General features: G+C 67.7%; 33 protein-coding genes and 1 tRNA gene. 24 read left to right on the top strand and 10 right to left on the bottom strand.

The genetic code is table 11. The features are described 5' to 3' along the window. Positions 1 to 72: 72 nt before the first annotated feature. The 13 genes from J5837_RS02220 (at position 73) to J5837_RS02160 (ending at position 8,934) form a co-directional block, all read left to right on the top strand. On the top strand, positions 73 to 594 hold the full coding sequence (locus tag J5837_RS02220; RefSeq protein ID WP_210535085.1) for a CcdC protein domain-containing protein: 522 nt from the start codon (positions 73 to 75) through the stop codon (positions 592 to 594). 13 nt (positions 595 to 607) lie between these two features. Continuing rightward, on the top strand, positions 608 to 979 hold the full coding sequence (locus J5837_RS02215) for a hypothetical protein (protein WP_210535084.1): 372 nt from the start codon (positions 608 to 610) through the stop codon (positions 977 to 979). A 243-nt stretch (positions 980 to 1,222) separates the two neighbouring features. Then, complete coding sequence (locus J5837_RS02210; RefSeq protein WP_210535083.1) at positions 1,223 to 1,672, top strand: EF-hand domain-containing protein; 450 nt, start codon at positions 1,223 to 1,225, stop codon at positions 1,670 to 1,672. A gap of 96 nt (positions 1,673 to 1,768) precedes the next feature. Further along, the gene (locus J5837_RS02205) at positions 1,769 to 2,107 is read left to right on the top strand and encodes an EF-hand domain-containing protein (RefSeq protein ID WP_210535082.1); all 339 of its coding nucleotides are present in this window, start codon (positions 1,769 to 1,771) and stop codon (positions 2,105 to 2,107) included. A gap of 52 nt (positions 2,108 to 2,159) precedes the next feature. Further along, positions 2,160 to 2,510: a hypothetical protein gene (locus J5837_RS02200; RefSeq protein ID WP_210535081.1), complete on the top strand. Its 351-nt coding sequence runs from the start codon at positions 2,160 to 2,162 to the stop codon at positions 2,508 to 2,510. 34 nt (positions 2,511 to 2,544) lie between these two features. After that, positions 2,545 to 2,757: a hypothetical protein gene (locus J5837_RS02195; RefSeq protein ID WP_210535080.1), complete on the top strand. Its 213-nt coding sequence runs from the start codon at positions 2,545 to 2,547 to the stop codon at positions 2,755 to 2,757. 120 nt (positions 2,758 to 2,877) lie between these two features. Then, a complete protein-coding gene (locus J5837_RS02190) occupies positions 2,878 to 3,603 on the top strand; it encodes an HAD family hydrolase (protein ID WP_210535079.1) in 726 nt (241 codons plus the stop codon). Positions 3,604 to 3,733: 130 nt separating this feature from the next. Next, a complete protein-coding gene (locus J5837_RS02185; protein ID WP_210535078.1) occupies positions 3,734 to 4,186 on the top strand; it encodes a hypothetical protein in 453 nt (150 codons plus the stop codon). 82 nt (positions 4,187 to 4,268) lie between these two features. Continuing rightward, positions 4,269 to 4,928: a hypothetical protein gene (locus J5837_RS02180; protein WP_210535077.1), complete on the top strand. Its 660-nt coding sequence runs from the start codon at positions 4,269 to 4,271 to the stop codon at positions 4,926 to 4,928. A gap of 106 nt (positions 4,929 to 5,034) precedes the next feature. Further along, on the top strand, positions 5,035 to 6,036 hold the full coding sequence (dusA, locus tag J5837_RS02175) for a tRNA dihydrouridine(20/20a) synthase DusA (RefSeq protein ID WP_210535076.1): 1,002 nt from the start codon (positions 5,035 to 5,037) through the stop codon (positions 6,034 to 6,036). 324 nt (positions 6,037 to 6,360) lie between these two features. Continuing rightward, the gene (locus J5837_RS02170) at positions 6,361 to 6,597 is read left to right on the top strand and encodes a hypothetical protein (protein WP_210535075.1); all 237 of its coding nucleotides are present in this window, start codon (positions 6,361 to 6,363) and stop codon (positions 6,595 to 6,597) included. A gap of 123 nt (positions 6,598 to 6,720) precedes the next feature. After that, positions 6,721 to 7,404 carry a response regulator transcription factor gene (locus tag J5837_RS02165; protein ID WP_210535074.1) on the top strand — a complete coding sequence of 228 codons (684 nt, stop codon included), beginning with the start codon at positions 6,721 to 6,723 and terminating at the stop codon, positions 7,402 to 7,404. An 87-nt stretch (positions 7,405 to 7,491) separates the two neighbouring features. Further along, positions 7,492 to 8,934: an ATP-binding protein gene (locus J5837_RS02160; RefSeq protein ID WP_210535073.1), complete on the top strand. Its 1,443-nt coding sequence runs from the start codon at positions 7,492 to 7,494 to the stop codon at positions 8,932 to 8,934. 15 nt (positions 8,935 to 8,949) lie between these two features. Here J5837_RS02160 and J5837_RS02155 read toward each other — a convergent pair whose 3' ends face one another. The 3 genes from J5837_RS02155 to J5837_RS02145 all read right to left on the bottom strand — a co-directional run bounded on the left by J5837_RS02155 (position 8,950) and on the right by J5837_RS02145 (position 11,247). Next, positions 8,950 to 10,056: a sensor domain-containing diguanylate cyclase gene (locus tag J5837_RS02155; RefSeq protein ID WP_210535072.1), complete on the bottom strand. Its 1,107-nt coding sequence runs from the start codon at positions 10,054 to 10,056 to the stop codon at positions 8,950 to 8,952. Positions 10,057 to 10,168: 112 nt separating this feature from the next. Beyond that, complete coding sequence (locus tag J5837_RS02150; RefSeq protein WP_210535071.1) at positions 10,169 to 10,954, bottom strand: M90 family metallopeptidase; 786 nt, start codon at positions 10,952 to 10,954, stop codon at positions 10,169 to 10,171. Next, on the bottom strand, positions 10,921 to 11,247 hold the full coding sequence (locus tag J5837_RS02145; protein ID WP_210535070.1) for a hypothetical protein: 327 nt from the start codon (positions 11,245 to 11,247) through the stop codon (positions 10,921 to 10,923). The genes J5837_RS02150 and J5837_RS02145 overlap by 34 nt, the downstream gene beginning before the upstream one ends. 132 nt (positions 11,248 to 11,379) lie before the next feature. On the opposite strand from J5837_RS02145, the gene birA reads away from it, so the two are divergent. The 8 genes from birA (at position 11,380) to J5837_RS02105 (ending at position 15,938) form a co-directional block, all read left to right on the top strand. Continuing rightward, the gene (birA, locus tag J5837_RS02140; RefSeq protein ID WP_210535069.1) at positions 11,380 to 12,360 is read left to right on the top strand and encodes a bifunctional biotin--[acetyl-CoA-carboxylase] ligase/biotin operon repressor BirA; all 981 of its coding nucleotides are present in this window, start codon (positions 11,380 to 11,382) and stop codon (positions 12,358 to 12,360) included. After that, entirely contained in the window at positions 12,357 to 13,094 is a 738-nt protein-coding gene (locus J5837_RS02135) for a type III pantothenate kinase (protein ID WP_210535068.1), read from the top strand. The genes birA and J5837_RS02135 overlap by 4 nt, the downstream gene beginning before the upstream one ends. A 45-nt stretch (positions 13,095 to 13,139) precedes the next feature. Then, the gene (locus tag J5837_RS02130; RefSeq protein ID WP_210535067.1) at positions 13,140 to 13,817 is read left to right on the top strand and encodes an SPOR domain-containing protein; all 678 of its coding nucleotides are present in this window, start codon (positions 13,140 to 13,142) and stop codon (positions 13,815 to 13,817) included. 13 nt (positions 13,818 to 13,830) lie between these two features. Further along, a tRNA-Thr gene (locus tag J5837_RS02125) sits at positions 13,831 to 13,906 on the top strand. An 88-nt stretch (positions 13,907 to 13,994) separates the two neighbouring features. Further along, positions 13,995 to 14,918 carry an arginase gene (gene rocF / locus J5837_RS02120; RefSeq protein ID WP_210535066.1) on the top strand — a complete coding sequence of 308 codons (924 nt, stop codon included), beginning with the start codon at positions 13,995 to 13,997 and terminating at the stop codon, positions 14,916 to 14,918. 167 nt (positions 14,919 to 15,085) lie between these two features. Further along, a complete protein-coding gene (locus J5837_RS02115) occupies positions 15,086 to 15,238 on the top strand; it encodes an entericidin A/B family lipoprotein (RefSeq protein WP_210535065.1) in 153 nt (50 codons plus the stop codon). A gap of 160 nt (positions 15,239 to 15,398) precedes the next feature. Continuing rightward, positions 15,399 to 15,533, top strand: coding sequence for an entericidin A/B family lipoprotein (locus J5837_RS02110; protein WP_210535064.1), 135 nt, complete (start codon positions 15,399 to 15,401; stop codon positions 15,531 to 15,533). A 192-nt stretch (positions 15,534 to 15,725) separates the two neighbouring features. Continuing rightward, positions 15,726 to 15,938: a CsbD family protein gene (locus tag J5837_RS02105; protein WP_210535063.1), complete on the top strand. Its 213-nt coding sequence runs from the start codon at positions 15,726 to 15,728 to the stop codon at positions 15,936 to 15,938. A 64-nt stretch (positions 15,939 to 16,002) separates the two neighbouring features. On the opposite strand, the gene J5837_RS02100 is transcribed toward J5837_RS02105, so the two are convergent. Then, positions 16,003 to 16,794: a hypothetical protein gene (locus J5837_RS02100; protein WP_244755529.1), complete on the bottom strand. Its 792-nt coding sequence runs from the start codon at positions 16,792 to 16,794 to the stop codon at positions 16,003 to 16,005. A 259-nt stretch (positions 16,795 to 17,053) separates the two neighbouring features. Between J5837_RS02100 and J5837_RS02095 the strand changes: the two genes are divergently transcribed. The 3 genes from J5837_RS02095 to J5837_RS02085 all read left to right on the top strand — a co-directional run bounded on the left by J5837_RS02095 (position 17,054) and on the right by J5837_RS02085 (position 19,275). Beyond that, the gene (locus J5837_RS02095) at positions 17,054 to 17,449 is read left to right on the top strand and encodes a YkvA family protein (protein WP_210535062.1); all 396 of its coding nucleotides are present in this window, start codon (positions 17,054 to 17,056) and stop codon (positions 17,447 to 17,449) included. Positions 17,450 to 17,665: 216 nt separating this feature from the next. Continuing rightward, complete coding sequence (locus J5837_RS02090) at positions 17,666 to 18,973, top strand: tryptophan--tRNA ligase (protein ID WP_210535061.1); 1,308 nt, start codon at positions 17,666 to 17,668, stop codon at positions 18,971 to 18,973. Next, positions 18,973 to 19,275 (top strand): hypothetical protein, encoded by a 303-nt coding sequence (locus tag J5837_RS02085; protein ID WP_210535060.1) that lies wholly within the window; start codon positions 18,973 to 18,975, stop codon positions 19,273 to 19,275. Before J5837_RS02090 ends, J5837_RS02085 begins: the two co-directional genes overlap by 1 nt. 111 nt (positions 19,276 to 19,386) lie before the next feature. Here the strand turns inward: J5837_RS02085 and J5837_RS02080 are convergent, their stop codons facing one another. From J5837_RS02080 to pdhA, 6 genes are all read right to left on the bottom strand, one after another. Next, positions 19,387 to 19,779, bottom strand: coding sequence for a VOC family protein (locus J5837_RS02080; RefSeq protein WP_210535059.1), 393 nt, complete (start codon positions 19,777 to 19,779; stop codon positions 19,387 to 19,389). Positions 19,780 to 19,851: 72 nt separating this feature from the next. Beyond that, positions 19,852 to 21,183 carry a dihydrolipoamide acetyltransferase family protein gene (locus J5837_RS02075; protein ID WP_210535058.1) on the bottom strand — a complete coding sequence of 444 codons (1,332 nt, stop codon included), beginning with the start codon at positions 21,181 to 21,183 and terminating at the stop codon, positions 19,852 to 19,854. Beyond that, positions 21,180 to 21,533 carry an SH3 domain-containing protein gene (locus tag J5837_RS02070; protein WP_210535057.1) on the bottom strand — a complete coding sequence of 118 codons (354 nt, stop codon included), beginning with the start codon at positions 21,531 to 21,533 and terminating at the stop codon, positions 21,180 to 21,182. Before J5837_RS02070 ends, J5837_RS02075 begins: the two co-directional genes overlap by 4 nt. 8 nt (positions 21,534 to 21,541) lie before the next feature. Continuing rightward, positions 21,542 to 21,916 (bottom strand): cupin domain-containing protein, encoded by a 375-nt coding sequence (locus J5837_RS02065; RefSeq protein ID WP_210535056.1) that lies wholly within the window; start codon positions 21,914 to 21,916, stop codon positions 21,542 to 21,544. Next, complete coding sequence (locus J5837_RS02060; RefSeq protein WP_210535055.1) at positions 21,913 to 22,944, bottom strand: alpha-ketoacid dehydrogenase subunit beta; 1,032 nt, start codon at positions 22,942 to 22,944, stop codon at positions 21,913 to 21,915. Before J5837_RS02060 ends, J5837_RS02065 begins: the two co-directional genes overlap by 4 nt. After that, the gene (pdhA, locus tag J5837_RS02055; RefSeq protein ID WP_210535054.1) at positions 22,941 to 24,020 is read right to left on the bottom strand and encodes a pyruvate dehydrogenase (acetyl-transferring) E1 component subunit alpha; all 1,080 of its coding nucleotides are present in this window, start codon (positions 24,018 to 24,020) and stop codon (positions 22,941 to 22,943) included. Before pdhA ends, J5837_RS02060 begins: the two co-directional genes overlap by 4 nt. Between the last annotated feature and the right edge of the window lie 77 nt (positions 24,021 to 24,097).

Genomic DNA, 24,097 nt, shown 5'->3' with positions numbered 1-24,097 from the left:
CCGGACGGGGGATGTCCGCTACGCATAGAATCATGGTCCACGCCGCGGTTCGCGGCCAGTGAAGGAAGCCACATGCCCGCTGCGCTTGCGCCTTATGCCCCGTACCTGGCCACGGCGGCCATCGGCTGGGCCTATTACCGCCGCATCCGCCGCAGCTTCGGGCGCCAGCGCTGGCAACCGGTGCGCACCACGATCCGATTGGCGCTGGTGTCGGTGGCGCTGGTCGGATTGATCGTGGCGGCGGCATTCCTGCCCCATGTGGTGTCGGGCATTGCGATCGGCGTGGCGGCCGGCGTGGTCCTGGGCGGGTTCGCCTTGCGCCACACGCACGCCGAATGGCGCGATGGGCAGGGCTGGTACACGCCCAATCCGTGGATCGGCGGCGCGCTGACCCTGCTGTTGCTCGGACGGCTGGCCTGGCGCTATGCCAATGGCGCGTTTTCCGGCGCCGCGGCGCAGACCGCGCAGCAGGCCAGTCCGCTGACCCTGGGCATCGCGGCTGCACTGGTTTCGTATTCGCTGGTCAACGGCGCGGGCCTGCTGCTCCGCATGCGACGCCTGTCGATGCAGGTGAATCCTTCGGCGTTGCAGTAAGCCCGGTCCGCGCATGAATCTTCCCTTGCACCTGGGCCTTCTCGGCGCGCTCGAAGCCGGACTGATCGCTTTCTTCGTTGCCGTGCTGATGTATGCGCTGTGGCACTGGCTCGGCCGCGTCATCGGTTTCTCGATCGGCCACGTGATCGGCTGGAGCAGCCTGTGCGCGGTGGCGGTCGCGGCGGGTGTGGATTCCTGGAACCTGTTCTCCCTCGGCTTCATGAAACTGGAGTCGCCGCTGTACGCGCGGCTGGCGCTGGCCGGCATCCACGATGTGGATTCGCTGGGCTCGCGCGTGGTCTGCGAGTTCACCGGCGCAGGGCTCGGCATCGTGGTGGGATGGTGGTTGTTCAGTCGCGGTTCGGGCGCGCGCCACACTGCGTAAGTACCCGAAAAATCGCAAAGTTCACGTGCGACGCACGCGCGTTTCACGCATTCGGACAACGCTTCATCCATCGGTCACCATCGCTTAACGAAGTGGGTATTCGCATCCGTCGCGCTTGTGGTTAAGCCTGCGTGCACGTTCAGGTCGGAAGGCAAAAAGCGTTCAGTCGTGCTTGGGCAACGTGGCGCCGTGTGCAGAAACCGCGCACTTTCAACATCCACGAACGCACGAGAGAGACCCAAGATGACGACCAACAATCGCAAGCCCCTGATCGCCCTGCTGGCCCTGTCGGCCGCCCTCGCTTCGCCGGCCGTGTTCGCCCAGGACGCCGCCGCCACCCAGCAGCAGACCCCGACCCCGACGACCGACGCTTCGGCACAGAGCCAGGCCGGCGCCGCCACCCAGACCCAGCCGACCGACCAGCAGACGCAGCCGACCGACGCCAGCGGCAGTGCTTCCGGCGCCGCCACGCAGGCGACCGGCCAGGCCGGCGCCAGCGGCGGCAAGCAGGGCTGGGACGATGTCGACACCAACAAGGACGGCAACATCAGCAAGGATGAAGCCGCTTCCAACCCGGGCCTCTCCCAGGTGTTCGGCCAGGCCGACGGCAACGCCGACGGCAGCCTGACCAAGGAGGAATACAAGGCCTTCGTCAGCAAGAACTACGGCGAATCGGCCAAGCCGAGCAAGTAACAAAACGCCGCGCAGGACGCGAGCCGCGGTGCGCCTTGCGCATCGCGGCTTCCTTTGAACCTCGACTGCATGCGAACCATGCAAGGAGAGAACATCATGCGAGCCCTCACTCCATTCCGCCGACTGACCCTGGCCTTGGCCTGCGGCAGCCTGTTCGCCGCCGGCACTGCGCTGGCGCAGGACGCGCAGCAGACTTCGCCGCCGACCGGCAGCGACAACGCTTCGCCGCAATCGCAAGGCGCGAGCGACTTCAAGAAGCTCGATGCCAACGCCGACGGCTACATCAGCAAGGACGAAGCCGTGGCCGACGCCGCGCTGACCAGCGACTTCACCAAGCGCGATGTCGATGGCGACGGCAAGTTGTCCGAAAGCGAATTCGCAGCGAACGGCAGTACGCCGCCGCCGACCGACGATGCCGGCAAGAAGAAGCCGTAAGTACATCGCCTGCGACGCGATACCCATTCCTTGGACGAGGAGGATTTCACCCGTGAATACCGAAATGCGTAAATTCCCGCAGGTCCTGGCCTTGGCCGTCGCGCTGGGCGGCACCCTGGCCCTGGCCGCGTGCCAGCCGACCAGCGAATCCGCCGACACGACGGCACCGTCGACTGCGGAACAACAGACGCCGCCGCCGGAGCCGACTCCGTCCGCGCCCAGCGACGTGAGCGGTGGCAGCGCGACCACGCCGGCGGCCGACGCCGCCAACACGGCGCCGCCGACCGACGCCGGTGCGATGCCGCCGGCCAGCGAGCCCACGCCCCCGCCGACCGATGCGGACAAGGCAAGCAGCGAACCGCCGGCTCCGGCCGACGAAACCAAGCCGGAAGAAAAGAAGTAACTCTCCCGCAATCCACCAGAACAGGAACACAAGCATGAAGAAGCCATTGCTCCAGGCCGGCGGTTTGATCGCGCTGGGAATGTGTGTCGCCCTGCTCGGCGCGTGCAGCACCACGCCGTCCGATACGAGCAGCCCCGAACCGTCGTCCTCGCCGGCTCCGTCGTCCGAACCGGCCCCGGCCACCACGCCGCCGGCCGACAGTTCGACGACCACGCCGCCGGCGACCTCCACGCCGACCACGCCGTAACGACGATCGAGGTAGGTAGCGACGGACCGCGTCGGGGCGTGCAAACCCGGCGTGGTTCGTCGCACGCGCCTCGCGCCTGCATTAACCTTGTGCGCTGACTTGCACGAGGTGGGAACGGCGATGGGCGCGATACGCTGGGTGGGCTTCGACGGCGACGATACGCTGTGGAAGAGCGAGGACTATTACCGCGCCGCCGAGCGCGATTTCGAAAGCGTCCTTGGCGGCTATATCGACCTCAGCGATCGCCGTACCCTCGACCACCTGCTCGAAGTCGAACGCCGCAACCTCAAGGTGTTCGGCTACGGGGTCAAGGGCATGACCCTGTCGATGATCGAAGCGGCGATCGAGCTGACCGGCGAGCGCATCAGCGCTGCCGACCTGCACCGCATCGTCGAAATCGGCCGCGCCACCTTGGCGCATCCGGTCGAACTGATCGACGGCATCCGTTCCGCGGTCGAGGCCATCGCCGCCGAGCACGCCGTCGTGCTGATCACCAAGGGCGACCTGTTCCATCAGGAAGACAAGATCGCCCGTTCCGGCCTGGCCGATCTGTTCCATCGCATCGAGATCGTGTCGGAAAAGGATCCGTCGACCTACGCGCGGGTGTTGCGCGAGCTGGGCACCGACCCCGACGGTTTCGTGATGATCGGCAATTCGTTGCGTTCGGATATCGCGCCGGTGATCGAACTGGGCGGCTGGGGCATCCACATGCCTTACCACGTCACCTGGGCGCTGGAAAACGAGCACGGCCTCGCTGGCGACGAGGCGCGACTGCGTGCAGTCGTTGGTGCTGCCGAGCTTCCTGCAGCGTTGCGGGAGATCGTGGCGCTGGCGACGGCCGGATGAACCGTTGCCGCATTGCGGATTAACGCCGGCCCCTGCGGCGTGCGTCGTCCCGGTCGGGTTAAAAGTCCGTTCACCCGAGCCACCACATCGTATGCCCAGTCCCGCCCGTCGGCGGGCATTGGAGGATGCAATGGCTACCCTGTCCCTGACCCGTTGGCTGGCCCCGGCTGTATTCGCGGCGGGCCTCGGCATCGGCGCACTGACGCCGACCCCGGCGCAGGCGCGCGACGACGATCTGGTGCGCGTGCTGGTCGACGTGGCCGACGTCGTGATCAACGGTGGCCAGCCGTATTACCGCTACGGGCCGCGGTATGGCTACGACAACCGCCTGGTCGTGGTCTACGACCGTTACCACCGGCCGAGCTACTACCGCTATATCCCGCGCGACGTCTATCGTGCCGGACCGCCGTACGGCAACGCCTACGGTTATTACCGCAATGCGCCGAAGTACAAGAAGTACAAGCACGCCAGTCGCTATTACGACGACCGCTACTACTATCGCGATCGTTATGATCGCCGTCACGATTGGGACGACGACCGCGACGATCGCCGCTGGCGTCGCCACGGCCGCGACGACGACTGAGCCCGACTAACCCCTCATCACCGCACACCTGACACCACCCGGGCCGCGACCTTTCGGTCGTGGCCGTTCAAGGAGCACTGCGATGCGCAATCGGATCAATACCAAACTGTTGTGGCTGGGCTTGGCGCTGGCCTCGGTCGGCGGTACCGCCTCGGCCCAGGATTATGTTTTCGGCTGGAACCCGCGCAGCGGCGACGTCTGGGTCGACACTTCGCTGAACGACATCAACCGCTATGGCAGCCGCTACCGCGATCCGTTCACCGACGAAATGGTCCGCTACTACGGCGCGCCGCGCGACCTGGTCACCGACCTGCTGGTGCGCCAGCGCTGGGCGCCGGGCGATGTCTATTACGCCTGCGCGCTGGCCCAGATCATCGGTCGCCCGTGCCGCTACGTGGTCGACGAATGGAACCGCGACCATGGCCAGGGCTGGGGCGCGGTCGCCAAGCGCCTGGGCATCAAGCCGGGCTCGGCCGAATTCCATCGCCTGAAGAAGGGCTTCGTGCCCAGTTACGACCGCTGGGGCCGCGACATCGTCCTCGACGCCCAGTTGCGCCGCGATTACCCGAACCACGGCAAGGCCAAGGGGCAGGGCAACGCCTCGCATGGCGATCACGGCCAAGGCAACGGCGGCCAGCACGGCAAGCCGGACAAGGGCCGTGGCCCGGGCGAGGCCGGCGGCAATGGCAAGGGAAAGAACAAGGGCAATGGCGGCAACGGGAAAGGCCACGGCAAGCACTGACCCGGCACCAGCCGGCGCGACATCGGACGGCGGCCTTCGGGCCGCCGTTTTCGTTGGATGACGTGGGCGCGGCAGCCTGGGCCGCTTGCCGGATAAAATCGCAACGATGCAAACCGTCGCTCTCAGCCCACGCCCCGAACGTCTGTCCGTCGCTCCGATGATGGATTGGACGGATTCGCATTGCCGGGTTTTCCACCGGCTGCTGGCGCCTGGCGCGCGGCTGTATACCGAAATGGTCCATGCGCAGGCGGTGATCCATGGCGATCGCGACCGCCTGCTCGGCTTCGACGACAGCGAACATCCGGTCGCGCTGCAACTGGGCGGCAGCGATCCCGGGCATCTCGCGCAGGCGACGGCGATCGCCGCCGAATGGGGCTACGACGAAGTCAACCTCAACGTCGGTTGTCCGTCCGACCGCGTGCAGGCCGGTCGTTTCGGCGCATGCCTGATGAAGGAGCCGGCCCTGGTCGCCGATTGCATCGCGGCGATGCGCACGGTGGCGAAGGTGCCGGTGACGGTGAAGTGCCGGCTCGGCGTCGACGAACTGGAGGACTACGACCGCTTCCGCGCCTTCGTCGACGAAGTGGCGGCCACCGGCTGCGATACTTTCTTCGTGCACGCGCGCAAGGCGTGGCTGCAGGGCCTGTCGCCGAAGGAGAACCGCGAAATCCCGCCGCTGCGCTACGACTGGGTGTACCGGTTGAAGCGCGAACGCGCCGACCTGTGGATCGGCATCAACGGCAGCGTGGACGGCGTCGACGCGGTACGGGCGCACCTGGCCCATTGCGACGGGGCGATGATCGGCCGCGCGGCCTATCACGATCCGTACGTGCTGCACCGGATGGACGCGGCGCTGTCCGGCGCCGTGTTGCGCAGCCGCGAGGAACTGCTGCGTGCGTTCCGGCCGTACGTGGAGGCGCAACTGCAGCGCGGGATCGCGCTGAAGCACATGACCCGGCACGTGCTGGGCCTGTACCACGGCCAGCCGGGCGGGCGCGGCTTCCGCCAGATCCTCAGCGAAGGGGCGCACCGGCCGGGCGCGGACTGGTCGCTGGTCGAGCGGGCCCTTGCCGCGACCCGCCCGGCGGCGTTGTCGCCAGCCGCATAGCGGAAATCCCCGCTTCCTGCCCGCTGAATGCCGGTCCGGGCCTGTGGATAAATTCAGACCGAATTCACCGCTTCGGTCCAAACATGGCGGCCATTCCCGGACACCCCGGCTCGCTCTGTTTCGTTCATCCCCGGCTTGGCTAGTACCCGTTACGATTTCGTTATGTTCCGTGCCCGCGCTCTCGTTTTTGTCGTTCTCGCCATCGCCCTTGTGGGCGGGTCCGCATCCGCGTGGGCGCAGCAGCAGGGTCGTGGGCAGGGCAATGGCAATGCCGGTCCGGCCATGCGCGGGGGCGGCGAAGACCGTGGGTTCCCGGCTCCGCCGATGCCCATGCCCGCCCGCGAGCGGACCATGTCCGAGTCGGTGCGCTGGGCGCAGAAGACCGCCGGCGGGCAAGTACTGGGCGCCGAACGCGTGCAGTCCGACGGCCGCGATTTCAATCGGGTCAAGCTGATCGACGAGCGCGGCCGCGTCCGTTACATGGACGATGTGCCGCAATCGCGCCAGCCCCAACGCCCGCCGCAGCCGTCGGCCGGCGAACGCCGCCCGCCCGGGCAGTAACGGCCCGCGGAGCCGCGGCTTGCCCGCGATTCCGTTCATCTTCTACTCTCCGTTCATCTTCGATCTGTTCCACTACGCCCATCGCGTTCGTGAACGGGCGGTCGCCCCTTCTGAGGAGAGTCCATGCGTATCTTGCTGGTAGAAGACGAAGCCCCCTTGCGTGAAACCCTGGCCGCGCGGCTGAAGCGCGAAGGTTTCGCGGTCGATGCCGCCCAGGACGGCGAGGAAGGCCTGTACATGGGCCGTGAGGTGCCGTTCGACGTGGGCATCATCGACCTGGGCCTGCCCAAGATGTCGGGCATGGAGCTGATCAAGGCCCTGCGCGACGAGGGCAAGAAATTCCCCGTGCTGATCCTGACCGCCCGTTCCAGCTGGCAGGACAAGGTCGAGGGCCTGAAGCAGGGTGCCGACGACTACCTGGTGAAGCCGTTCCACGTCGAAGAGCTGCTGGCGCGCGTCAATGCGCTGCTGCGCCGCGCCGCCGGCTGGAGCAAGCCGACCCTGGAATGCGGCCCGGTCGCGCTGGACCTGGCCGCGCAGACGGTCAGCGTCAACGGCAGCAACGTCGACCTGACCAGCTACGAATACAAGGTGCTCGAATACCTGATGATGCACGCCGGCGAGCTGGTCTCGAAGGCCGACCTGACCGAGCACATCTACCAGCAGGATTTCGACCGCGATTCCAACGTGCTCGAGGTCTTCATCGGCCGCCTGCGCAAGAAGCTGGATCCGGAAGGCGAGATCCGGCCGATCGAAACCGTGCGCGGCCGCGGATATCGCTTCGCCATTGCGCGCAATGAGGGGTGAGCCTACGGCGCTTGCGCGGCATTGCCGCGTGCCGTAGGCGAACGCCCCGCGGGCTTCGCGGGGCCGGGGACAGAGGAATAATGGCGGATGCTTAAAGCAGCGACGTCTACCGGGCGCGATCCGTTCAGCGGATGGCGCCCGCGTTCGTTGCGGGCCCGGCAGTTGCTCGCCGCCAGCCTGGGCCTGGTCGCGTTCCTGTTCCTCGCCGGCTACGCGCTGGACAAGGCCTTCCAGCCGACCGCGCAGCGCAACCTGCGCGAACGCATGGCCAGCTACGCCAAGGCCTACCTCAACGGCATCGACTTCGACCGCGACAACGCGGTGATCGATTACGTCGTCGACACCAACCCCCCGGACTCGCGTTTCGTCCGCCCCGGCAGCGGCCTGTACGCGCAAGTGGTGTTGCAGGATTCGCATTGGGTCAGCCGTTCTGGCGAAGGCCCGGAACTGCCGGTGGGGCCGATGCTGGCACCGAAGCAGGAAGTCTTCGAAGGCCCGCTACCGATCACCGAGATCGATGGCAGCCGCAGCGAGGTGTACCGCTACGGTATCGGTCTGATCTGGACCTCGCCCAGCGACGCCAACAACGAGTTCCCGATCACCGTCTACATCCTCGAGGACACCGCAGCCCTGGCGGCCCAGCTGCGCGTGTTCCGCGGCGCGCTGTGGGTGTACCTCGGCGGCGCCGGCGTGGTCCTGCTGCTGCTGCAGATGTACGTGCTGCGCTGGAGCCTGCGTCCGTTGAACCGCGTGGTCGACGAACTGGAACAGGTGCAGCGCGGCCAGCTCGAACACATGAGCCAGCGCCACCCGCGCGAGCTGGAGCCGCTGACCGAAAGCATCAACGCGCTAATCGAAAGCGAGCGCGAGCACCTCGACCGCCAGCGCAACACGCTGGCCGATCTTGCGCATAGCCTGAAGACCCCGCTGGCCGTGTTGCGCGCGCAACTCGACGATGGCGTGCATGCCATCGCCTTGCGCGACGAACTCGACACGCAGTTGCGGCGCATGAACAACCTGGTGTCCTACCAGCTGGCGCGCGCCGCGTCCGGCGGCCACAAGCTGTTCGCCGCGCCGCTTCCGATCGAGCCGCATGCCGAGGAGATCGTGCGCGGGCTGGAGAAGGTGTATGCGGCCAAGCGGGTCATCTGCGAGTTCGAGATCGACCCGGCCGCGCGCTTCCATGGCGAACCGGGCGATTTGCAGGAATTGATGGGCAACCTGCTGGAGAACGCGTTCAAGTGGGCGCGCTCGCGCGTGCTGCTGACCGTCGCCCCGGTCTCGGGCGTGCCGAACCGCCGCGCCGGCCTGCTGCTGGCGGTCGACGACGACGGCCCCGGCATCGCCGAGGAGGACGTGGCCCACGTCCTGCAACGCGGCGTGCGTGGCGACGAACGCGTGCAGGGCCACGGCATCGGCCTGGCCATCGTGCAGGACCTGGTGAAGGACTATCGCGGGGAACTGCACGTCGGCCGCTCCCCGGAACTCGGTGGCGCGCGATTCGAAGTGCGTCTCCCGGCCGGCCTGTAGCGCCGGCGGCGCGGGTCACGACGCCGCGGCGTCGGCGAGGTCGACGGGGGAGAACATCACCACGCGATTGCGTCCGCGCAGCTTGGCCGTGTAGAGCGCGGCGTCCGCCCTGCGCAGCAATGCATGCGCTTCCGCAGCGTCCTCGGGAGCAACGGCGACACCGAACGACAGCGTGGTACCGATCTCCTCGCCATACATCCTCACCCGCGAGGATTCGAACTCCCTGCGCAACGCATCGGCGAACCCGCACGCTTCCGTCGCCGGCATGCCCGGCAACATCAGCAGGAACTCCTCACCGCCGAACCGGCACACCATGCCTGCATCGCCCACCCTGTCGGACAGCAGATCGGCGAGGCTGCGCAGCACCTCATCGCCTGCCAGATGGCCGTGGTTGTCGTTGATCTTCTTGAAATGGTCGATATCGGTGATCGCCAGCGTCAGCGGCCTGTCGTCGCGGATGCAATGCGCCAGCGTCTCGGCCAACGCGCGATCGAAATGGCGTCGGTTGAACAGGCCGGTCAGCGGATCGCGCGAAGCCTGTTCCTGCAGCCGCGTCTGCAGCGTGGTGATTTCCTCGAGGCGCGCGTGCAACTGTGCGCTGCTTTCGCGCAAAGCCAGGCCGCGCCGGTACGCGCCATAGGCGAAGGTCAGCAAATAGGTGGCCAGCATGGCGATGCACAGCAGGCTGGTCGCCAGGGTGGTATCAGGCCGGAACCGGAAGCCGGTGAGCAATGCCACCGGCACGACGCCGACGCAGATCGCCGCGAGCGCACGCGCCAGGCCGGGCAGGCCCTCGAAGATCATCAGGTTCAGGCAGACGCAGATGAAGAACAGGAAGCACAGCCACAATGGCATGCCCCAGAACGCGCACCATGCGCCCAGCAGCACGCCATCGAGCAGCATGTTGTGTACTTCCGCGCGCAAGGGATCGGCGGAACGCAGCGCACGCCAGTAGACCAGTTGCGGGTAGGCGAGCAGCTGCAGCGTCAGCAGCAGCCACTGCAAGGGAGAAGCGCCGACGACTTGCAGATGCGTGCCGACCACGAGGAACGACAACGCGAAAGACAGCGAGCGATTGCGCCGGTTCAGCGCCACCGCCCAATGGATGTTCTTGCCGCTCACAGCTTCCCCCTGTCGCGGCGCCGCCGAGGCCGACGGGCCGCTGCGGCAAGCGTGCAGGCAAATGCCGGGCGTGGCAAGCCGCCCGCTGCACGGGAGCGTTACATGAAGTGCGTTACATGAACGGCGACGCGCCGTAGAGCCGCCGCAGGTGCGCGGCGACTTCCGGCAGCTCCGCCTGCAGTTCCCGTGGTGCCGAGAAGTGGTATTCGCTGGCGACCGCGAAGAATTCCTCGGGCGACTCGGCTGCGTAAGGGTCGATGCGGGTTTCGCGACCGCGGTCGACGCTGGCGCAGAACGCGTCGTAGCTGCGCTGGAAATCGCGCGCCCATTCGCGCTGCCATTCGCGCGGCAACAGCGGCGTGCCGTCCATCGCGCCGTCCAGCGCGTCGAGCTTGTGCGCCATCTCGTGCACGGCCACGCAGAAGCCGGCGTCGGGCTCGTCCAGGTCGGCCTGCACGTCGGCCCACGACAGCACCAGCGGGCCGCTGTCCCAGGCTTCGCCGATCAGCTCGTCTTCCCATTCGTGCAGCACGCCGGCCGCATCGACGTGGCTGCGATGCACGCGGAACGCTTCCGGATACACCAGCAACTGCGACCAGCCGCGCAGGCCGTTGGCGCCGAATTCCAGCAGCGGCAGGCAGCACAGCACCGCCAGTTGCGTGCGTTGGCGTTGATCCAGCGTCAGGCCGTCCAGCGGGGTTACGGTCTTCTCGTGCAGGAAGCGTTCGGCCAGCGCGCGCAGGCGTTCGCCGCGCGCGTCGTCCAGCTGCGACAGCCACGGCATGCCGGCGCGCAGGTCGCGCCACAATTCGTTCGGAAGGGAAGCCGGCTTGCCGCGCAGCCGGTCGAGCCAGGACCTGACGGTCAGCGGAACATGCCCGGCAGGAAGCTGTGCCACTTCGCGCCATGCGAGCGCAGCGCGGGAGTGTCGTCGCCGCCGCCGCCACGGGTCACGGCGTTGCCGCCGCCGGCGCTGCGCACGGCCGGTTTCGCGGTCGCCGGCACGGTCACCTTGTTGCGCGATTCAGCGGTCTGGCGCGCGCGTTCGGTGGCCGGGTCCTGGGTTTCGGTGCAGGGGCCGTCGCCGTTGGCCGCGGCGTTGACGCCGCTGCGCGCCATGGCCGGCGCGACCGCGCACAACAGCAACAGGCCGAGGCTGGTGGCGTGCAATAGGCAGGCGGTGCGGCGCATGGCGAATCCTTCGGCAGAGGCGGGCGGATAACCGGCTGAATATAGCGCGAAACCCCGGGGGCGGGGCGAAGCGGCTGCATTCGTCGCGCATAATGACCGCATGTCCCCCTTCCGCCTGTTCAGCCTGCCCGCATGAGCGTGGATCGCGACCTGTTGCTGCGACTGGCGGCCGGCCCGGTTTCCGGTGCCGAACTGGCCCGCGAAACGGGCCTGACCCGCGCGGCGATGTGGAAGCGGATCGAGGCCCTGCGCGAGGCAGGCGTCGATATCGAGGCCCGGCCGGGGCAGGGGTATGCACTGGCCCGGGCGCCGGACTGGCTCGACGCCCAGGCGATCCGCGCCGCGCTGCCTGCCCCGCTGCGGGCAGGTCTGGCGGGTCTGGAAGTCGCCTGGTCGCTGGATTCGACCAACTCCGAGTTGTTGCGTCGCAGCACGCCCGTGCGCGGCGTGGAAGTGCTGTTGGCCGAGCGCCAGACCGGCGGCCGCGGCCGCCGTGGCCGCGCCTGGGCCTCGCCGCTGGCCGCGCACATCTACCTGTCGCTGGCCCGGCAGTTCGGAGGGGGGCTCGCGAGGCTGGGTGGACTGAGCCTGGTGGCCGGCATCGCCGCCGCCGAAGCGCTGCGCGAGGCGGGTTTCGATGGCGCGCGCCTGAAATGGCCGAACGATCTGGTGGTGGTGTCGCCGAATGGGTTCCGCAAGCTCGGCGGTTTGCTGGTCGAAGGTGGCGGCGAACACGGCGGCCCGGTGCGGGCCGTGGTCGGGCTGGGCATCAACGTGCGCATGCCGGAAACGCATGCGGCCGGCATCGACCAGCCGTGGATCGATTTGCAGTCGCTGTCCGCCGAAGCGGTATCGCGCAACCGGATCGTTGCCGCGCTGCTCGGTGCGCTGTTGCCGGCGTTCGACCGGTTCGATGCCGAAGGCCTGGCGCCGTTCCTGCCGCGTTACGCCGCGCTCGATGCCCTGGCAGGTCGCGAAGTGGACGTGCATGAAGGCCTGCGTACCCGCCGCGGCATTGCTTCTGGCCTTGCCGAAGACGGGGCATTGCGCATGCAGATCGAAGGCAGCGAACAACGGCTGTATGCCGGCGACGTCAGCGTGAGGGCGAAATGAGCGAATGGCTGTTCGACCTGGGCAATTCCCGCCTGAAGTGCGCGCCGTTGCGGGACGACGGCGCGCCGGGCGAAGTACAGGCTTTGGGCCACGACGAAGACCGTTTCGTCGCGGCATTGGATGAAGTGCTGCCGGCGCACGGCGGTTGCGCCTACGTGGCCAGCGTCGCGTCGCCGACGTTGACCGTCGCGGTGCTCGATGCATTGAGCGCGCGCTTCGACCGCATTTCCGTCGCACGCACCCAGCCGCGCCTGGCCGGCGTGCGCATCGCCTATGCACAACCGGCGAAGCTGGGCGTGGATCGGTTCCTCGCCATGCTCGCCGCACACGCGCGCGGCCCGTCGCCATGGCTGATCGCCGGCGTCGGCACGGCGCTGACCATCGATCTGCTCGATGGCGAGGGCCGTCATCGCGGCGGCCGCATCGCGCCGTCGCCCACGCTGATGCGCCGCGCGCTGCACGAGGCCGCGGCGCAGTTGCCGGAAACCGGCGGCGCGTTCGGCGAGTTCGCCGCCGATACCGAAGACGCGCTGGCTTCGGGTTGCGAAGGCGCGGCGCTGGCCCTGGTCGAGCGCAGCCTGCACGAAGGCGAGCGCCTGCTCGGCGCGCGCCCGCGCTTGCTGCTGCATGGCGGTGGCGCCGATACGCTGCGCGGCCATTTGCCGCAGACGGTATGGGAGCCGTCGCTGGTACTGCACGGCCTGGCGACGTGGGCGAAGGTGGGACGCGGTTGACTTTCCTTCTCCCGGGGGGAGGAGGAAAGACAATAGAATCCCGCCATGCTGATCCGCGCGCTGATCGTATTCCTCGCCATCCTCAACCTGGGCGTCGCCATGTGGTGGCTATCGCGTCCCGGTGGCGCTGCGCCGGCCGCGCCGGAACAGCCGACGGGGGTGCCGAGGTTGCAACTGATCGCCGAGCGCATGCCGGCGCCGTCCCCGGTTGCTTCGCCTCGCATTGAAACGCCGCCGATCGCGCCTGCTGTCGCCAAGGCCGCACCGGCCGCCGCGCTGTCTGCGCCCGTCGCCGCGAATCGTTGCTATGCGCTGGGTCCGTTCCCCGATGCCGCCACTGCCGGCGCTGCCGCCGTACGCGTCGGCGCACTGGCGACGCGCACCCGCGAGGAGCCGGGCGCGGCCAGTGCCTATTCGGTACTGTTGCCGCCGCTCGCGGACCGCGCTGCCGCGCAAGCCGTCGCCGAGCGCATCGGTGCAGCCGGCTTCGACGATTACCTCGTCATCAACACCGGCGAGCAGGCCAATGGCATCGCCCTGGGCCGTTATCGCAACCGCGAAAGCGCGCAGCGTCGCCAGGCCGCACTGCAGGCGGCGGGCTTTGCCGCGCAATTGCAGCCGGTCGGGCAGGTAGGCGCGTCGAAGTGGTGGGCCGATGTATCGGTGGCCGCCACCGCCGCCATGGGCCAAGCCCGCCCGGTCGATTGCGCTGCACTGCGTTAGAATCCACGCCTTCGCCGCTTTAGCTCAGCTGGTAGAGCAACCGCCTTGTAAGCGGTAGGTCGTCCGTTCGATTCGGACAAGCGGCACCATTCAGCGGTTGCGGCTGTTGCAGCGCCGAAGGCGTCCAGAGAGCAGGCCGGCTAAACTGCCCGCCTGCTTTCCACGAATGCGACTGCGATGAGCCAGACCCATCCCCCCGTGTCCCTGATCGGCGCGCCCACCGATGTCGGCGCGGGCCATCGCGGCGCGCGCATGGGGCCGGAAGCGCTGCGCATCGCCGGGCTGGGCGAGGCCCTGGTCGCGCGCGGCGTGGACGTGCGCGATGTCGGCAATCTCGATGGCCCGCGCAATCCGTGGCAGAAGCCGGTCGCCGGTTACCGCCACCTGGCCGAAGTCGTGGCCTGGAACCGCGTGGTGATGGATGCGGTCGGCGCCGAACTCCGCAACGGCCGCCTGCCGATCCTGCTCGGCGGCGACCACTGCCTGGGCCTGGGTTCGATCACCGCGGTGGCCCGGCATTGCCGCGAGCAGGGCAAGCGCCTGCGCGTGCTGTGGTTGGACGCGCATGCCGACTTCAACACCAGCCGGGTCACGCCCTCGGGCAACATCCACGGCATGCCGGTGGCTTGCCTGTGCGGTATCGGTCCGGACGAACTGACCCGGCTCGGCGGCGATGCGCCGGCGATGCAGCCTTGGGAAATCCGCCAGATCGGCATCCGCTCGGTCGATCCGGAGGAAAAGCGCCTGATCAAGCAGCACGGCATCGACGTGTACGACATGCGCTACATCGACGAGAACGGCATGAAGCGCACCATGGAAGCAGCGCTCGAAGGCGTCGACGCCGACACCCACCTGCATGTCAGCTTCGACGTGGATTTCCTCGACCCGAGCATCGCGCCGGGCGTCGGCACCACGGTGCCCGGCGGGCCGAACTACCGCGAAGCGCAATTGGTGATGGAAATGATCGCCGATAGCGGTCGCATGGGTTCGCTGGACATCGTCGAGCTGAATCCGATCCTGGACAAGCGCAACCGCACCGCCAAGCTCGCGGTCGACCTTGTCGAAAGCCTGTTCGGCAAATCGACCCTGATGCGCGACTGAGGCTGGCGTCATCTGCGCTTTGCGGAGCCGACGCGCAGATGAGCGAAAACTGAATCCGCCCCAGCGCTATTCATCCTCGGTGAACGCGCCTGCGTCCAGCGTAGTCGCGTGGAGGCGGGGCTTGCTGCGTCGCCTCTGCGCCAACCCGGACGTCAAGGAGGCAATCCATGAAACGCTTGATGACGCTGTTGATGCTGGCGATGTTTTCCACCGGCCTGCTGGCCGGCTGCAACACCATGGCCGGCGCCGGCAAGGACGTGCAGAAGGCCGGCGAGAAGGTCGAAGACAAGGCGCAGGACTGCAAGGACATGCATTGCTGAGCCGGCCCGCGGGCCAATAGACGGGGCCGGGCGACCGGCCCCGTCGTCTGCTGAACGGCCGCGACGGCGGCCCGGCAGCGGCAGTTCCAATCCGCGGGAAACCGCGCTACTGTCGCGCCGTTCACGTTCGCCGTACCAATCGCAATCACACGGAGTCGCCATGAAACGCATCGCCATTGCCTCGCTGCTCGCCATCCTGACCATGAGCCTGTTGTCTGCCTGCAACACCGTCCACGGGTTCGGCAAGGACGTGCAGAAAGTCGGCGAAAAAGTGGAAGACGCGTCCAGCAAGTAATCCGGCCGGATCGCGGATTTCGAAACCGAAGGGCCGGGCGACTGGCCCTTCGGTTTTTAGGGCAGAGGAATCGTCGCGCATTCACCCCAGTGAATAATGGCGGCTTGACCTGCGCTTGACCGGTTCGCAACCGGGTCTTCGCGAAAGTGATGTGGCGGTGCCCCGCCGCGAAGACTTTCGAGAGGACGTGCCATGAACAAAGACATCATTGCCGGCAACTGGAAAAAGATCCAGGGCAAGATCCAGGCCCAGTGGGGCGACCTGACCGACGACGATTTCAAGGTCGCCGCAGGCAACGCCGAATACCTGACGGGGCGGCTGCAGGCCCGTTACGGCTGGGATCGCGATCGTGCCGAGAGGGAAGTGCGCGAATTCGAGCGTACCCTGGACATGAACAAGCATTGATCCGGCGATAAATCGCGCAGGCGACAACGGGCCGCAAGGCCCGTTGTTCTTTTCGGCCAGAGGGTCAGTGCCATCCCGGCGGATCGGCGACGAAACCACTGGGGAAGGCTCGGGGTGCTTCGTCGCGTTGACGCCAATACGGGCGCGGAAGAATGCCCAGCGCAGCCAGCCGGCGTTCTTCGTCGTAGCGCACCTCGGCGACCTGTGCGGGTGAGCGGCTGGCGCGTTCGAAATCCGTCTCGCCGACCGGCGACCACTCGCGTTCGCCATGGCCGGTGCCGATGCTCTGCCGCGCGACGCCAGCGGCGCGCGATTCGGCGACGGCGGGCGCAGCCGCTTTTTCTTCGGCGCGCGAATAGCCATTGTCGCGATTGATGGGCGCGGGCGATGGGTACGGGACGTAGCGCGGTCGCGCTTCCTCGAACACGGCGATGCCGATGACGCCGACGTTGCGCGGACGCCCGGTACGCGCGGCATAGCTGTCGCCCAGATCGGTGAATACGAACTGGGCCACGTCGTCGAGCGACTTGCGCCAACCGTTGATCTCGGTGGTCTCCCACGGATCAAGCACGTAGCCGCCTTGCGATGCGCTGGCGGTCTGGCCGGTGACCGCGTTGATGCCGTCCACGGACAGCACCACCAGCACGCGGCGGCCGGTGGTGTTGGTCAGGCGCACGGCATAGCGATGGCCGGGCATGCCTGCGATCCAGGTGTCGCCGCGATGGCGGTACTGCGGCAGCCAGTCGCCGCGGTCGCGGTCGACGACGGTCATTTCGACCAGTGGCCGCGCCGATAGCTGCGTGCAGGCGGAGGTCGCGAGCAGGGCGGCCAGGATCAGAAGCAGTTTGCGGAACATGGGCGTTCTCCGGGTTGGGGCATTGCGGAGAACGCGGGTTGGCGGGGAGTGGGGTTGCGCCTGTTTGAACGCCAGGAAAATGATTCAAATGGGACGACATCAAGAAGTAGTGTCGTCATTCCCGCGAAGGCGGGAATCCAGTGTCTTTGCTCTTCATGCAATCTCGTGCGCTGATCGAAAGTCGCTGGATTCCCGCCTTCGCGGGAATGACGATCGCAAAACCTGCCCCTGTCTGGGGCCCCTACGCTATCGTGCGGCCATGTCCGTATTCGACACGATCCGCCAATGGGCTCGCCGCGTTCGCGACGACGCGCTGGCGTTGTGGTTCGCCGCGCGCCATCCGGGCACGCCGTGGTGGCTGAAGGCGTTGTGTGCCGGCGTGGTCGCCTATGCACTGAGCCCGATCGACCTGATCCCCGACTTCATCCCGGTGCTCGGTTACCTGGACGACGCGCTCCTGCTGCCTGGCCTGATCTGGCTGGCCGTGCGCCTGCTGCCCCCGGCGGTACTGGCCGAATGCCGCGGACAGGCGCAGGAATGGCTGCGCCAGCGGCGCGAACGCCCGCGCAGCCGGCTCGGCGCGGTGCTGATCGTTGCATTCTGGGCGGTCGTGCTGGGCCTGGTCGTGGCCTGGTGGCTGCATCGTCGCGGCTGAGGGCTTCTTCAAACCCTTGAAAATCCCTCGTCATCCCGGCGAAAGCCGGGACCCAGCCTTTTGCTCTTGCTACTGAAACACTGATGCAAAACAAGAGCCGGTCCCGGCTTTCGCCGGGATGAGGGACAAAAGCCAAAGGCGTTGGACAGACTCCGAGGGGCGGCGGGGCGAGCGGTTACACTTGCCAGGTTCAGTTCCCGCAACGATCCGCACCGCATGGCCACCCCTGCTGTCACCCGCGTCCTCACCGGCATCACCACCTCGGGCACCCCGCACCTGGGCAACTACGTCGGCGCGGTGCGCCCGGCCGTGGCCGCCAGCCGCAATCCGGGCACCGAGAGTTTCTATTTCCTCGCCGACCTGCACAGTCTGATCAAGGCGCAGGATCCGGCCAAGACCCAGCGCTCGACCCTGGAAATCGCCGCGACCTGGCTGGCCTGCGGATTGGACCCGGCCAAGGTGTGGTTCTACCGGCAGAGCGATGTCCCCGAAACCACCGAGCTGACCTGGCTGCTGACCTGCGTCGCCGGCAAGGGCATCCTCAACCGTGCCCACGCCTACAAGGCCGCGGTGGACAAGAACCGCGCCGATGGCGAGGACGACGATGCCGGGATCACCGCCGGACTGTTCATGTACCCGGTGCTGATGGCCGCGGACATCCTGATCTTCAACGCCAACCAGGTGCCGGTCGGCCGCGACCAGATCCAGCACATCGAAATGGCGCGCGACTTCGGCCAGCGCTTCAACCATGTGTACGGCCGCGATTATTTCGTGCTGCCGGAAGCGCTGGTCGACGACAACGTCGCGACCCTGCCGGGCCTGGACGGCCGCAAGATGAGCAAGAGCTACGGCAACACGATCCCGTTGTTCGCCTCGCGCAACGAGATGAAGAAGCTGATCGCCGGGATCGTCACCGATTCGCGCGCGCCGGGCGAGGCCAAGGACACCGAAGGTTCGGCGCTGTTCCAGCTGTACCAGGCCTTCGCCAGCGCCGAGGAAACCGCGGCGATGCGCCAGGCCTATGCCGATGGCATCGGCTGGGGCGATGCGAAGCAGAAGCTGTTCGAGCGCATCGACGCGGAAATCGCCCCGCTGCGCGACAAGTACGAAACGCTGATCGCGAAGCCGGCCGACATCGAGGCGGTGCTGCGCGACGGCGGCGCGCGGTTGCGCGAGAAGTACGCCATACCGTTCCTCGCCGAACTGCGCGATGCGGTGGGGCTTCGCGACCTGTCGAAGCAGTCCGCCGGCAGCGAGGCGAAGGCCGCGAACAAGGCGGCGTTGCCCCAGTTCAAGCAATACCGAGACAGCGACGACCGCTTCTACTTCAAGCTGCTCGACGGCGAGGGGAAGCTGCTGGTGCAAAGCGCCGGCTTCGACCTGCCCAAGGACGCGGGGCGCGCGATCGGCGTGCTCAAGCAGGCGCGCACGGGCGACGAATTGCAGACGCCCGAGATACAGGAAGTGCTGGTGCCGGTCGAGGACGTGCTGGCCGCGCTCGCCGCGATGCGCGAGGCCGCCTGATGCCGTACCTCGCCCTGATCCTGTTCCTCCCCTGGTTCCTGCTGCTCAGCGCGCTGTTCTGGTTCTTCCCGCGCGAACCTCGCGGCACGCGGCGCAAGGTCTTCGACATGGCGACGCTGGCCGTGGCGCTGGCGCTGAGCTTCGCGGGCATGCGCGTGGGCTACGCGCTGGGCGCGGCCGACCTGGCCAGCGGCGCGATCTGGAAACAGGTGCTGGCCACGCTGGTGGCCTACGGGGCTTTCCTGTTCGTGCTGACCGTCGCGGTGCCGCTGCGCGGCTGGTGGCTGCGCGATTTGCGTTGAAGCCGGAATTCCGAAACCTGTAGGAGCGCACTTCAGTGCGCGATCAAGGTCCCCGCCCTTACGCCCTGTCCCCGTAACGCCGTTCTCCCGGTCGCGCCCCGAGGGGCGCTCCTACAGGACTTCCCAGGTGTTCGCCGGTGCGCCGCGTTCGGGGTGTTTCATCTTCACCACGCAGAAGCGCTGCCCGGTCGGCGCTTCCATCACCCACCAGCGTTTGACGAAGGCGATCTTCTTCGCCCCGAGCTTCTCCAGCCGCTCCGCCTCGGCGTCGACGTCGTCGGCCTCGATGTCCAGGTGCACGCGCGAGGGATGCGACACCTTCTGCACTTCGATGTGCAGATCGCCCGGCGTGTCGCCGAACATCTGGTATTCGGCGGTCTCGTCGCCCGCGTCGCGGTCGGCGATGCTGCAACCCAGCGCCTGCGACCAGAAGTCGGCCGCGGCGTCGAGGTCGTCGGTGTTGCAGTCGATGATGAAACCGGCGAGGCGGCTGCGGTGGGGCATGGCGAATTCCTCTTTATCGGAGAGCCCCAGGGGCGCGAGCTTTGTGGGAGCGGCTATAGCCGCTCCCACCGATCAATTCGGCAATGCCAGGTCGTCGAGCATCGCGCGCAGGAAGCGCGCGGCTTCGCCGCCGGTGCAGGCGCGGTGGTCGAAGGTCAGCGACAGCGGGATGACCTTGTGCGATTCGAAGCCGCCGATCACCGGGGTCATCTGGTGGCGGGCGCGACCAGCGGCGGCGATGGCCACGCACGGCGGCACCACTACCGGGGTGGCGTAGCGGCCGGCGAACATGCCGAAGTTCGACAGCGAGATGGTGTAGCCGGTCAGTTCCGACGGCGGAATGCTGCGGTCCTCGACCTGCGAACGCAGGCGATTCACCGCTTCGCGCACGCCGCGCGCGTCGAGGATGTCGGCATTGCGCAGCGCCGGCACGAACAGGCCGTCGTCGGTGTCCACGGCGATGCCGATGTCTACGTGCGGATGCAGGGTGCGGGTCAGCTTGTCGCCGTCGAACCACGCGTTCAAGGCCGGCACCGCTTGGCAACCGCGCACGATGGCGCGCACCAGGCGCACGGTGACGTCGTTGCCGGCCTGCCAGGCATGGATGTCGGCGTCGTCGCTGAGCGTGGTCGGCACGACCTTGCTGTGCGCATCGGCCATCACCCTCGCCATGTTGCGGCGCACGCCCTTCAACTGCTCCGGCTGGCCGCTGGCGACGACGCCCGGCGGCTGCGTGCGCATCGGCTTGCCGGAAGCGGAAAGCGCGGTGCGCTGTTGTGCGTCGCGCACCGGCACGGCGGCGGAGGGGGAGGGAACGGGCGCGGCGGTACCTGCCTTGGCGGTGCCGTCGGCAGCCGCCTGCTTCACGTCGTTAGCGGTGACCACGCCGTCCGCGCCGCTGGCGCGCACGCGGGAAAGATCGACGCCGAGTTTCTTCGCCAGCGCACGCACCGCCGGCATCGCCTTGACTCCGCCCACCGCGACGGCCTGTTCGGCATGCACCGTGTCGGAAACCTGCATCGCGCCGACCACGGTGCCGGCGTCGTCGCGTTCGGCCTTTGCCGCTTCGGCTTTTGCCGTGGACGGGGCCGCAGATTTCGCGGGCGCAGCACCATGGGAATGCCCGGTGTCCTGCGCTTCCGCGCGCTGCGGCAGGTTCGGGTCGGGCTCGAATTCGGCCAGCGCCGCGCCGGTGACGATCACGTCGCCGGCGGCACCGGCCAGCTTCAGCACCTTGCCGGAAACGGGCGAGGGCACTTCCACCACGGCCTTCGCCGTCTCCATCGAGACCAGCGGTTCGTCGAGGCGGATCGTGTCGCCCTCCTTGACGAACCATTCGACGATGGTGGCATCGGGCAGGCCTTCGCCGAGGTCGGGAAGGTGGAAGGTCTTGCTTTCGCTCATGCTGGATTCTCTTCGATGAATTCGATGGCGCGGGCCGGGACCCAGCCCTGTTCGCCGCGTGCGTTTTCGGCCCACCACCACGCCGCCTGTTCGCGGTGCAGGGTCAGTATCTCGCCGACCTCGGTGTCCAGTTCGCGGGTATCGTAATCGTCCTGCGCGACCGCCTCCCCGCTTTCGCGATCGAACAGCGTGGAGGGGATCCAGCCGCCGATGCCCTGCGCCAGCGTGGTCCAGACGAAATCGGGCCAGTCGATGTCGCGTTCGCCGAGGGTCACGGTGTCGCCCTTGGCCACGCGGATCGGTGCGTGTTCGGGCGCATGGTGGGCGACGACGACGCGGGCGCGCTTCATGCCCATGTTCATGCCCAGACGTCGTTGGCGGCGGTGAACGCGCCGCCCGCATCGCCCGTGTTGACCACGCCGCGCGGTTCGACCAACAAGACTTGGCATTCGGCGTCGGCATGGGGGCGGTGCTCGACCCCCCGTGGCACGACGATCATCTCGCCCGGACCGAGCACCGCCTCGCCGTCGCGGAAATCGATGCGCAGCCGACCGTCGATGACCACGAACACTTCGTCGGTGTCGTCGTGCCTGTGCCAGACGAAGTCGCCCTGCAGCTTGGCCAGCTTGAACTGGTAATCGTTCATCTCGGCGATCACGCGCGGCGACCAGTGCTCGGAGAAGCCGGTCAGCTTCTCGGCGAAATTGATCACGGCGGGCGCGGGCTCGCTCATCCCGCGGCCATGGCCCGTTTCGCCGCGGCGACGACCTTGTCCACGCTCGGCAGATATTTCATTTCCAGGCGGAACAGCGGAATGTGCGTGTCGGGGCCGGTGACTCGTTCGACCGGGGCGAGCAGGTCGTACATCGAATGCTCGGCCAGGCGCGCGGCGATCTCCGCGCCGAAGCCGGCGGTGCGCGGCGCTTCCTGCACGATCACGCAGCGGCCGGTCTTGGCCACCGACTCGGCGATGGTGTCGAAGTCCAACGGCTTCAGCGTGGCCACGTCGATGACTTCGGCGCTGATGCCGTCCTTCGCCAGCGCGTCGGCGGCTTCCAGCGCTTCCTTGACCTGGGCGCCCCAGCTGACCAGGGTCACGTCGGTGCCGTCGCGCAGTACGTAGCACACGTCCAGCGGCAGCGCTTCGCCGTCGTCGGCGACCACTTCCTTGTACTGGCGGTAGATGCGCTTGGGTTCCATGTAGATGACCGGATCCGGGTCGCGGATGGCGGCCAGCAGCAGGCCGTAGGCGCGCTGCGGCGACGACGGCATCACCACGCGCAGGCCCGGCACGTTGGTGAAGATGGATTCGTTGGCTTCCGAATGGTGTTCCGGCGCGCGGATGCCGCCGCCCCACGGCACGCGCAGCACCATCGGGCAATGCAGGCGGCCGCGGGTGCGGTTGCGCAGGCGCGCGGCGTGGCAGATCACGTGGTCGACCATCGGGTAAACGAAGCCGTCGAACTGCGCCTCGGCCACTGGCTTCATGCCTTGCGCGGCGAGGCCGACGGTGAGGCCGGCGATGGTGGTTTCATCCAGCGGCGTGTCGAGAACCCGGTCGGCACCGAACTTCTGCTGCAGGCCGGCGGTGGCGCGGAACACGCCGCCGTTGACGCCGACGTCCTCACCCAGCACCAGCACCGACGGGTCGTGGGCGATTTCCCAGGCCAGCGCCTGGGTGATCGCCTCGATCAGGGTGATCGGCGCCAGGGTGCCGGCGGTCGCATCGGTCTTCACGGTCTTCGCGGTCTCCACGTTCATGCCCGACCCTCCGCGGCCATCGCGGCGGCACGTTGCGCCAGCAGCTCCGGCGGCGGATCTGCGTACAGGTGGTCGAACATCGCCTCGACCGGCTGCACCGGCGTGTTGAGGTACGCGTTGACCTCCTCGTCGACGCGTGCGCCGCACTCGTCCTTCCACGCGGCCTCTTCGGCTTCGCTCCACAGCTTCTGCGCGGTCAGCCAGTTGCGCAGGCGGGTCATCGGCTCGCGTTCCCATGCGGCCTTCACTTCGGCGTCGTCGCGGTAGCGGCGCGCGTCATCGGCGGTGGTGTGGTCGGACAGGCGATAGGTGACGAATTCGAGCACGCTGCCGCCTTCGCCGCTGCGCGCGCGTTCGCCGGCGATGCGCATTGCCTCCAGCACGGCGATCAGGTCGTTGCCGTCCACCTGCAGGCAATGCAGCCCGCCGGCCAGGCCCTTCTGCGCCAGCGTCTGCGCGCCGGTCTGCGCCTTGCGCGGCACGCTGATCGCCCAGCCGTTGTTGATCACGCACAGCACCAGCGGCAGCGAATAGGCACCGGCCGAATTCAGCGCGGCGTAGAAATCGGTCTTCGAGGAACCGCCGTCGCCGCAGGTGCTCACGGCGATGTTGTCCTCGCCGCGCAACTTGAACGCCAGCGCCGCGCCGGCCGCGTGCAGGCACTGGGTCGAGATCGGCACGCTCCAGGCAAAGTCGTGGCGGGCCGGCTCGTTCTGGTAATCGTTGCCGCGTTCGTCGCCGCCCCAGTACAGCAGCACTTCGCGCGGGCGCACGCCGCGCATGAATTGCGCGCCGTACTCGCGGTAGCTGGGGGCGAACACGTCGTCCGGCCGCATCGACGCGCCGATGCCGATATGGGTGGCTTCGTGGCCCAGGCAGGAGGCATAGGTGCCCAGCTTGCCGGTGCGCTGCAGGGCCACGGCCTTGCCGTCGAAGGTGCGCACGAACAGCATCTGCTTGAACAGTTCCTTCAGTCGCGCCACATCGCGCGCCGCCTCGGGCAACTCGCCCTTGAGGGTGCCGTCGGGGCCGAGGAACTGCAGGTATTCGATTTCGAACTTCGCCGCGAGGGTCATTGCTTCAAACCGTTGGTTGCATCTGCAACATGATAAGCGCGCCATGTTAAGGAAGCCGGAAGGCAAACCTTTCGTGC

It is taken from the genome of Pseudoxanthomonas helianthi (assembly GCF_017939625.1).
Classification (GTDB): domain Bacteria; phylum Pseudomonadota; class Gammaproteobacteria; order Xanthomonadales; family Xanthomonadaceae; genus Pseudoxanthomonas_A; species Pseudoxanthomonas_A helianthi.
The sequence above is the reverse complement of the archived record's forward strand: the minus strand, read 5'-3'. Positions and strand labels throughout refer to the sequence as shown.